The following is an 8360-nucleotide window of genomic DNA, read 5'->3' as shown; positions in this document are numbered from 1 at the left end:
CCTACGATTGTGTCATACATCTGCCCCCAGCCATGATAGCCGTCCACTGCGAGTGCACCGATCATCGATTCTTCCGTGCTTGATAGTTTGTCTTTCGCCTTTTTTCTCCATTCATCCAACACAAACGTGATTTCCTTTAACTGTTCGTGCTGAAGCAGGTCATTCCAAACTTCTTCAGAGCTTTCAGAAAGCTGCTGCTGAAACTTTGTGAAGACAGAAGAGAAGTCCGCGCTGATGCTTGTGATTTCCCCCCTCAGTTCATCCGCTTTCCGGTCATGCATGTTCTGCGCTTCCAGACAGCTCACAAATGCCCCCGCCTGACGGAGATACAGCATGACATCCTTTGCTTCTTCAATCAGATTCCACACAAGATCCGCATCACTCCCTGACAGCGGAGGGTGAAAGGCCAGTGCATTCTCTTCAAAATGTGTTTTCTTTTGTTTCAATGTTTCAAGATGTTTCCTGAATTCCTTTGATTCGCTTCCGCCATCAAAAAATACATCCAGATCCCATACATCAGAATATGTAGTGTCCATAATTGCCCCCTAAAGATTATCTTTATGCCTTTCTTACATAAATTCTCGATTTCCAGCCTGAATCCTTCAACAAATTACTAGATATTTCGACTCTCTAAAAACTTTTCCCGGTTTCATTAGTTGAAATAGTATGTAAAAAATGAATATTTTTATGTTATACAATGACCATTTCGTCTATGTTTATTACCCCTTTTCACCTGTCAGGAGCACTTAACAGCAATCATTTAGCAAGTGGAAGTATAGAATCACTCCTTCTGACGACATTAATCTTCAGGGGGTGTTTTTTATATGGGAAAGAGCCAAATTGGTAAAAATCTAAGTACTGCGGGAACGGATATTGATGAGGTAATGCGCCTGAACAAAGAGTCAGGATTGACTTATAATCAGGTGAAACAGCTTCTCGCACAGCAGTACGCCAATAAAAAATGAGGCTGACTGCCTTAGCCGCCTCTTAACAAAAGCGCCGGCTGATCCGGCGCTTAAATTTGGATATTCCATATTGTCCTGCCCTGCCTCCTATCCTTCTTTCATGTCCCCGTTTTTTTCACGCTCGACAGCAAGCTTTTCTTTAATCTTATTATATTCCTTACAACGCTGCGTAAGACTTACGACAACATCTCCCTGTTCCACCTTAGGGGAAGCCCCTTCAGTAAAGAACTCAATTCGTCCAGAAGGCTTGAGGGCGAATATAAATAGTGTATTTTCATTGCGTTCTTCAAGATACGTTTCAAAGGTATACTTGTCGGTAATGCTTGTCTTTCTTAAGACGTCTCCTCTTTCAATTCTCTTATTCAATTCTTCCCAAGTCACATTTTCCTGGAAGAGGATCCTCCCGCCGATGGTATGGACCATATCTTCCAAATCATCATCACGCTGACTGCGGAGGCTGAGCTGGAAAAGGTTGTTTCTTCCTATTTCTGGAATGAACGTTGTACAGACAAGGGCATTATAAGAGTCTAATTCGGTTGCGGCAATCATGTATTCGTAAGGGGTCAAATCCAGATAATATTCGGTCTGCTCTGAAAGAATCTCGCCTTTGTAAAAAGGGACCCCGGCTTTGCGTACAGTGATCAAACGCTGCCATGAAGAATCAGCAATCAATACTGAGACCTTCAGCTCCTGCAGAGTTTTGGCCAGTTCCGTGCTGAAACTGCTGCCGCCGACAATGACGACTCCCGGCCGCTCATCAATGGCAAGATCAAGCTTCTTGGCAAGCCATTTAATTGAGAAACCGTGAGCTACCACAGTCGAAAATACAAGGGCAAATGTCAATGACGTCAAAATCGATGCATCTTCAAATCCTTTTTCAAGAAGCACTGATGCAAAGTAACTCGAAACCGTCAGTGCGACAATACCACGAGGGGCGACCCAGCCGACGAGCAGTTTCTCTTTATTCGAGAGATCCGTCCCTATTGTGGACAGCCAAATCGATAACGGCCGGACCACAAATAACATGAGAAGGACGAAAGCAATGATATTCCAATTAAAGATTTTCAATAATACGTCAACAGATAAGGCGGCTGTCAGCATCACAAAGATGGTGGAAATCAACAGTACGGATATGTTCTCTTTGAAATGACGCATATCATCGATTGAGGATATATGCATATTCGCAAGGGTCATACCCATCACCGTTACAGCCAGCAAACCAGTTTCGTGCATGATTTGATCCGATATCGCGAAACTCGCAAGCACCAATACAAATACAACCGGAGACTTCAAAAATTCAGGAACATGTCCTCTTTCATAAATGAATCCAGTAAACCTTCCTAACAGCCATCCAAACGCAACCGCAAACAGGGATGCTGCAAAAAAGAGAAGGAGGGAAACGGCAGTGACATCGTCACTCATGAAAAAGTTGATGATCTCAAACGCAAATACTGCCAGCAGTGCACCAAAAGGATCGACAACGATCCCTTCCCACTTTAAAATGGCCGCAGGTCGCGGTTTCAATTTAGCCTGCCTCAGCAGCGGAAGGATGACCGTCGGGCCGGTCACGATAAAAAGACCACCGATGACAAAAGCAACCGGCCATGTTAATCCAGCTACAAAATGGGCGCCGAGCGAACCAAGAATCCAGGCAAGCAAAGCACCGAACGTAACGATACGAAATACAGGCTTTCCCAGTCCCCTTACTTCCCTAAAATCAAGATTCAGGCTTCCTTCAAATAAAATAATGGCAACAGCCAATGAAACAATCGGTTTGAACATTTCTCCAAAATCGTCTTTCGGATCGATCAGACCTAATATCGGACCAACCAGCAGACCGGCTATGGACATTATTACGATTGCAGGAAGTCTGAACCTCCATGCCACCCATTGTGACGCAATGCCCAAAACACCGATCAGCATTAAATTAAATAATATAGAATCAATCATGGCGTACTCCTTTGATGTATAATCAGCAGCATTTTCTACTGTAATATGGAATTCCGTTTAGGAAACATGATAATCGGTATGAACGGCCGTTGCAAAAGATAAGGAGCTTCTATCTATTTTTAGTTTACATTTTCACCAATGATTTTAACCAAATAGTCGTTTCCAATTCCCTGCAAATCGTCATATAGTGAAGCAGCGCACTTAACACCGCGCCAGCATTTAACCCGATGATCACGCCGCTCATTCCGAACTCCGGCTTCGATCCAAGTATGTAAATCAGGCTGAACGAGAATATGCTTGCCCAAACCGTATGAAGCAGCGCATCTTTCACAAGCCCGAGGCCAATCAGGAAAGCCTGCAGCGGCAGCACCAGGAAATGAAAGAAGAAATACGGCCACAACAGCTTCAGGTAATAGGCCGAGGTGACAGAGTGAAAAAATGTTGTGGTGATGTACTCTCCCAGAAGATAATAAATGACGACTGCAGGGACACCGTATCCAAATGTGATCCACATCACCTGCTTCAAATGCTGTAATATCCCCTCGGTATCCTTAGCCGACACTTTCTCAGAAATCGTCGGAATCAGGACGATTAATAACGAAAAAGCGATAAAGGAAGGAAAGAAGCCGATGGTCAGTGCTATACCTGCCATCATCCCAAAGTGTTCATTCGCTTCGACCGCACCCATCCCTGCATGAACCAGGGCCAGCTTGATTAAGAAAGGCTGGACAGCATGAGTGAATGCATGAAAGATTCTGAGAACGGTCGTCGGAACAGACACAGACAAGATCGACTTCCTCATTTCACCCTTCGATAAAGGATCGTGAGCGATGCCTTTCTTCCTTTTACCCTTTCGATTAAGAATATAAGCCTGAATCAGATAAATAAAAACAACAGCTTCACTGGCGACCAGTGTACATAAGGCAATGAAAATGGACGTATCACTGCTGAAAGACAAAAATTGATAGATAGACACGAGCAGGACAAGCTGAATACCTTTACGCAGGAAATTAGCGATGGCAATCTTCCGCATCTCCTGAACCCCCATAAAATATCCTCTTACAATTGAAGTAAAGGCCACAATCGGAATCACAGCCAAAATCAGCCAGCGGATACCCGTGTGAATCCCTTCAAACAACGGAGTCCACATGTATACAAATAGCATCACAATCAAAAGGATGATTGTCGTCAGTACTGCAAATCTGAACACATACTGCAGCATCCCCCTGTGGTGCTTTTCATCTTTTTCAGCAATGAACTTCGATAAACTGATCGGCAGTTCCATGCTCGAAAGGATGACAACTAAAAAAACTGTCGGTAAAATCGACATATATGTACCAAGACCCGCTTCCCCCAGTTCACGAGCCAGGATCATATTGATCATAAACTCGACCACTTCACCAAAAAATGCTGTTATCACAAGCACCAGCGTGCCCTTTAGAAACAAACTCATAGATCCCGGACCACCTTCAAATGAGATGATTTATTCTATGATGGTTGTCCCGGGAATATGTTTTTTGGGTTTTGAGGATTTGATTGGTGCCTTGATTGGTGCCTGGTTCGGATTCGATTATTCGTGACTGGCCAAACTCAATGTTTTGTGACTGACTCAGAATGATTACTGTGAGCCTGGCTCTATTTTGTACCTGGTACATCTGACCGAATTTGTACCTGATACACTCTAACCAATTTGCACCAGGTACATATAACCAAATCTGTACCCGGTACATATAACCAAATCTGTACCCGGTACACGTAACCGATTTGTACCTGAACTACTCTAAACTCCACTCTCCCCTGCCAAACGCACCACTCTGCCTCCACAACAAAAGGCAGCCCCTGATTCCAGGGGCTGCCTTCATTATTACATCTCTTTTTTCACTTTCCTGCGTGTCATTTTCGCTTTGATCTTCATCATGACTTCATATACGATCGGCACCACAACAAGTGTCAATAACGTAGAACTTGTCAATCCGCCGATAACCGTGACACCCAATCCTTTCGAAATCAGACCGCCGCCTTCTAAGCCGAGCGCCAATGGGAACAATGCTCCGACTGTTGCGATTGCTGTCATCAGGATCGGACGCAAACGGGTAGCTCCTGCTTCGAGCAGTGCTTCACGTGTGGACAGCCCTTCATTCTCCTTATGAATGACACGGTCGATTAACACGATTGCGTTCGTTACAACGATACCAATCAGCATCAATGCACCGATCATGGATGAGATACTAATCGTTTCACCGGCAATCAGCAGGGCGACAAGCGCTCCTGAAATTGTAAATGGAAGTGAGAACAGAATCGCAAACGGAGCAAGACCGCCGCCGAATGTAATGACAAGGATCAGGTAAACGATCGCAATCGCTGCGAGCATCGCAAGACCTAATTGCGTGAATGATTCCTGGATATCCTCTGTTACCCCACCCATATTCACTTCGATGCCAGATGGCAGGTCGAGTTCTTCGATATCCTTTTGGATGTCAGCAGAAGCTTTTGACACATCGCTTGAACTCAATTCACCGCTGACTTGGGCATACACCTTGCCGTCACGTCTTGAAACGGTATCCGCTGTTTCCCCTTCTTCAACTTTCACGACATCTTCAATCGCCACTTCCATTCCAAGCGGTGATTGAATTGTTTTGCCTGTTAAGTCCTCAATGTTTTCATATTCTTCTTTTTCAACATCAAGATAGACATTTACATCTTCCCCGTCTTTTTCGATCGTCGTCAGTACTGGACGCTCACGTGTCTGACCAAGTTCCATCGCAATTTGGCCGGCAGTTAATCCGTACTGGCTCAATTTCTTCTGATCCGCAACAAGCGAATATTCATCGTAAGATTCAGAGATACTCGAGTCTACTTTTTTAACATCTTTGATGTCTTTCATTTTATCCTGTACATCATTCACGACGGGTTCAATTTCCTCAAGAGTGTCACCGTATACATACACAACGATTTCATTGCTTCCTGCACTAGCAGAGAAGTCCTGCTGTGCCCACTCGCCTATTCCTGTTTGTTCTTGCAGATCTTTAATGACTGTTTCTTTTTCTTCAGCAAAGTTTTCTGTATCATCGCTGTATTCAATGAAGAAGATCGCATCACTGGTGCTGCCCGGATTCATCGGGTTTTCTCCACCTACTGAATACTGGATAGTTTCTGTTCCTTTACGTCCTTCTAAATATTCCTCTGCGTCACCAGCGATTTGGATGACTTCTTCTTTCGTTTGACCGGGCTCCGGTTTATACGTCGCCATGATCATTTTTTCTTCATCGGAAGGTATGAAACTCACACCGATAAGAGGAACGAGGAACAAGCTTCCCACCAGCATCGCAACTGCAAGGAGCGAGGTGATGATTTTATGATTCAGCGTCCAGTTCAGTACTCCTTTATACCAATTTGCCAGTCTGCTTGGCTTTTCCTCATGCTTTTTGCCAGCGCCTTTTTTAAACATTGAATGGGCAAGCATCGGCACGATCGTCACTGCTACAAGGAGTGACGCTAACAGGGCAAATACAATCGTTAAGGCGAATGGAAGGAATAATTCACCGACCATACCTTGGACCAATCCTAACGGAAGGAACACGGCGATTGTAACGATTGTTGAGGACAGGATCGGACGGAACATTTCCTTCGTCGCTTCGCGAATCAATTCTTTCCCTCTCAGCAATTCACCTTTCAGTGACATTCTTCGGTAAATGTTCTCCACTACGACAATGGAATCATCGATGACACGCCCGATGGCTACCGTCATGGCACCAAGCGTCATGATATTCAGTGTGATGTCCATTTGATTCAACAATAAGATTGCGATTAGAAGTGATAATGGAATCGAAATGACCGAAATGATCGTCGATTTAATATCACGTAAGAACAGTAGGATGATGATGACCGCAAACACAGCACCGAACAGTGCTTTATTCAGCATCGTGCTGACGGACTCCTCAATCGGTTCCCCCTGATCGAAAGTAGAAGTGATTTCGATATTATTCAAGTCATCTTCGAATGTTTTCACTTCATCTTTAACTGCGTTTACGACATCGACTGTATTGGCATCTGCAGCTTTCACGATTTGCAGTCCGATGGATTCTTTTCCATTGGTTCTTGAAACCGATTCTGCTTTACCAGTCATCTCGATCTCTGCAAGCTCTCCTAACTCTACCGTTGGGATTTTCACATCAGCGGGTACAGTTTGCTGAGGAGAAGTTTGTGGAGCCTGCGCATCTTGACCGCCTTGAGTTGGATTCATTTCTTCTCCGCCAGACGGGGTCACTGGAATCTTTATTCCCTTTAAATCTTCCATACTGGAAATATTCCCATCGATCAGGACTGACTTCTGACTGTCACTGAATGTGTACAGACCCAGTGGAGCCGTTACGTCAGATCCTTTGATCATATTTTTGACAGTCTCTTCACTAAGACCATATTGCGCCAGCTTTTCCTGGTCGAATACGAGCTTGGCCTCCTGGATCTCCTGCCCGGAGACTTGAACTGAAGCTACACCGTCAAGACCTTCCAGTCCAGGAATGATGGTTTCTTCTACTGTCGAAGTCAATTGAGCGAGCGATTGTTCATCATCCGCTACACTCAAGGCAATGACAGGGAATGCGTTCATACTGATTCTCGTCACATCGGGGTCATTTACTCCTTCGGGGAATGAAATCCCGGACAAAGCCTCTTCTACTTCTGTTTTCGCTTCATCCATATCTTTGGAAAATTTATATTCAATTTGCACGGAAGAAGCATTTTGGTACGATGTTGAACTAACAACATTCACACCATCTAAGTTTTGCAGACGTTTCTCTATCGGTTCTGATACCTTATCTGCGACATCTTCAGGTGTTCCGCCTGGATATACTGTCGTCACACTGACGACGGGCACGTTGATGTTCGGAAGCGTTTCAAGCTTCATATTAAATCCTGAATATAAGCCTGCCACAATGACGATGAGCGTCATCAGCCAAACGGCAAACTTATTCTTGAGTACAAAGTTGATTATACTGTTCACTCTCTATTCATCCCTTCTATATCTGACTGACTAGTCATAACATACCTTAATATAACTGACCGTACAGTCAACAGTCAATACTTACTAGGAAATAAGGGTTTATTTTTTGTGACCAATCGGTCATAATATAGTCATGGAGTAATCGAGGAGCGAAAAACATGAAGGAAAAAGAGAAGTTAATTATTGAAACATCCATAAAGTTATTTGCCAGTAAAGGTTTCAATGCGACCTCTGTACAGGAAATCGTCAATGAATGCGATATTTCCAAGGGCGCTTTTTACTTATATTTCAAATCGAAAGAAGCCCTGCTGCTGGCAATCATGAAATACTATTTTAAGATGATCAGAGAAAAAATTGATCTTATCGAAAAAGAAGATTTGCCGCCTTATGAAAAGTTCCGCAAACAGCTGGAATATCAGCTTGTGGAGGTCTGGAACCATAAA

General features: G+C 44.0%; 5 protein-coding genes and 1 pseudogene. 2 read left to right on the top strand and 4 right to left on the bottom strand.

Annotated features, from left to right (window positions below; all coding sequences use genetic code 11):
- Positions 1–536: pseudogene (locus HP456_RS16170) on the bottom strand (M3 family oligoendopeptidase); the annotation flags it as partial.
- 288 nt (positions 537–824) lie between these two features.
- On the opposite strand from HP456_RS16170, the gene HP456_RS16165 reads away from it, so the two are divergent.
- Entirely contained in the window at positions 825–965 is a 141-nt protein-coding gene (locus HP456_RS16165; RefSeq protein ID WP_172252942.1) for a hypothetical protein, read from the top strand.
- A gap of 87 nt (positions 966–1052) precedes the next feature.
- Here the strand turns inward: HP456_RS16165 and HP456_RS16160 are convergent, their stop codons facing one another.
- The 3 genes from HP456_RS16160 to HP456_RS16150 all read right to left on the bottom strand — a co-directional run bounded on the left by HP456_RS16160 (position 1053) and on the right by HP456_RS16150 (position 7917).
- Positions 1053–2915: a cation:proton antiporter gene (locus tag HP456_RS16160; protein ID WP_172252940.1), complete on the bottom strand. Its 1863-nt coding sequence runs from the start codon at positions 2913–2915 to the stop codon at positions 1053–1055.
- A 124-nt stretch (positions 2916–3039) separates the two neighbouring features.
- Complete coding sequence (locus HP456_RS16155; protein ID WP_172252938.1) at positions 3040–4368, bottom strand: oligosaccharide flippase family protein; 1329 nt, start codon at positions 4366–4368, stop codon at positions 3040–3042.
- A gap of 411 nt (positions 4369–4779) precedes the next feature.
- On the bottom strand, positions 4780–7917 hold the full coding sequence (locus HP456_RS16150) for an efflux RND transporter permease subunit (protein ID WP_172252936.1): 3138 nt from the start codon (positions 7915–7917) through the stop codon (positions 4780–4782).
- A 158-nt stretch (positions 7918–8075) separates the two neighbouring features.
- Between HP456_RS16150 and HP456_RS16145 the strand changes: the two genes are divergently transcribed.
- Positions 8076–8360: TetR/AcrR family transcriptional regulator (locus HP456_RS16145; RefSeq protein WP_172252934.1), on the top strand; the 285-nt coding region annotated here is incomplete at its 3' end.

It is taken from the genome of Bacillus haikouensis (assembly GCF_013179555.1).
Classification (GTDB): Bacteria; Bacillota; Bacilli; order Bacillales; family Bacillaceae_B; genus Rossellomorea; species Rossellomorea haikouensis_A.
Note: the sequence above shows the minus strand (reverse complement) of the source record. Positions and strands in the feature narration are given on the sequence as shown.

Excerpts from the sequence above, each read along its gene's own strand:
- HP456_RS16155 (WP_172252938.1), bottom strand. The coding sequence starts at position 4,368 with ATGAGTTTGTTTCTAAAGGGCACGCTGGTGCTTGTGATAACAGCATTT.
- HP456_RS16160 (WP_172252940.1), bottom strand. The coding sequence starts at position 2,915 with ATGATTGATTCTATATTATTTAATTTAATGCTGATCGGTGTTTTGGGC.
- HP456_RS16165 (WP_172252942.1), top strand. The coding sequence starts at position 825 with ATGGGAAAGAGCCAAATTGGTAAAAATCTAAGTACTGCGGGAACGGAT.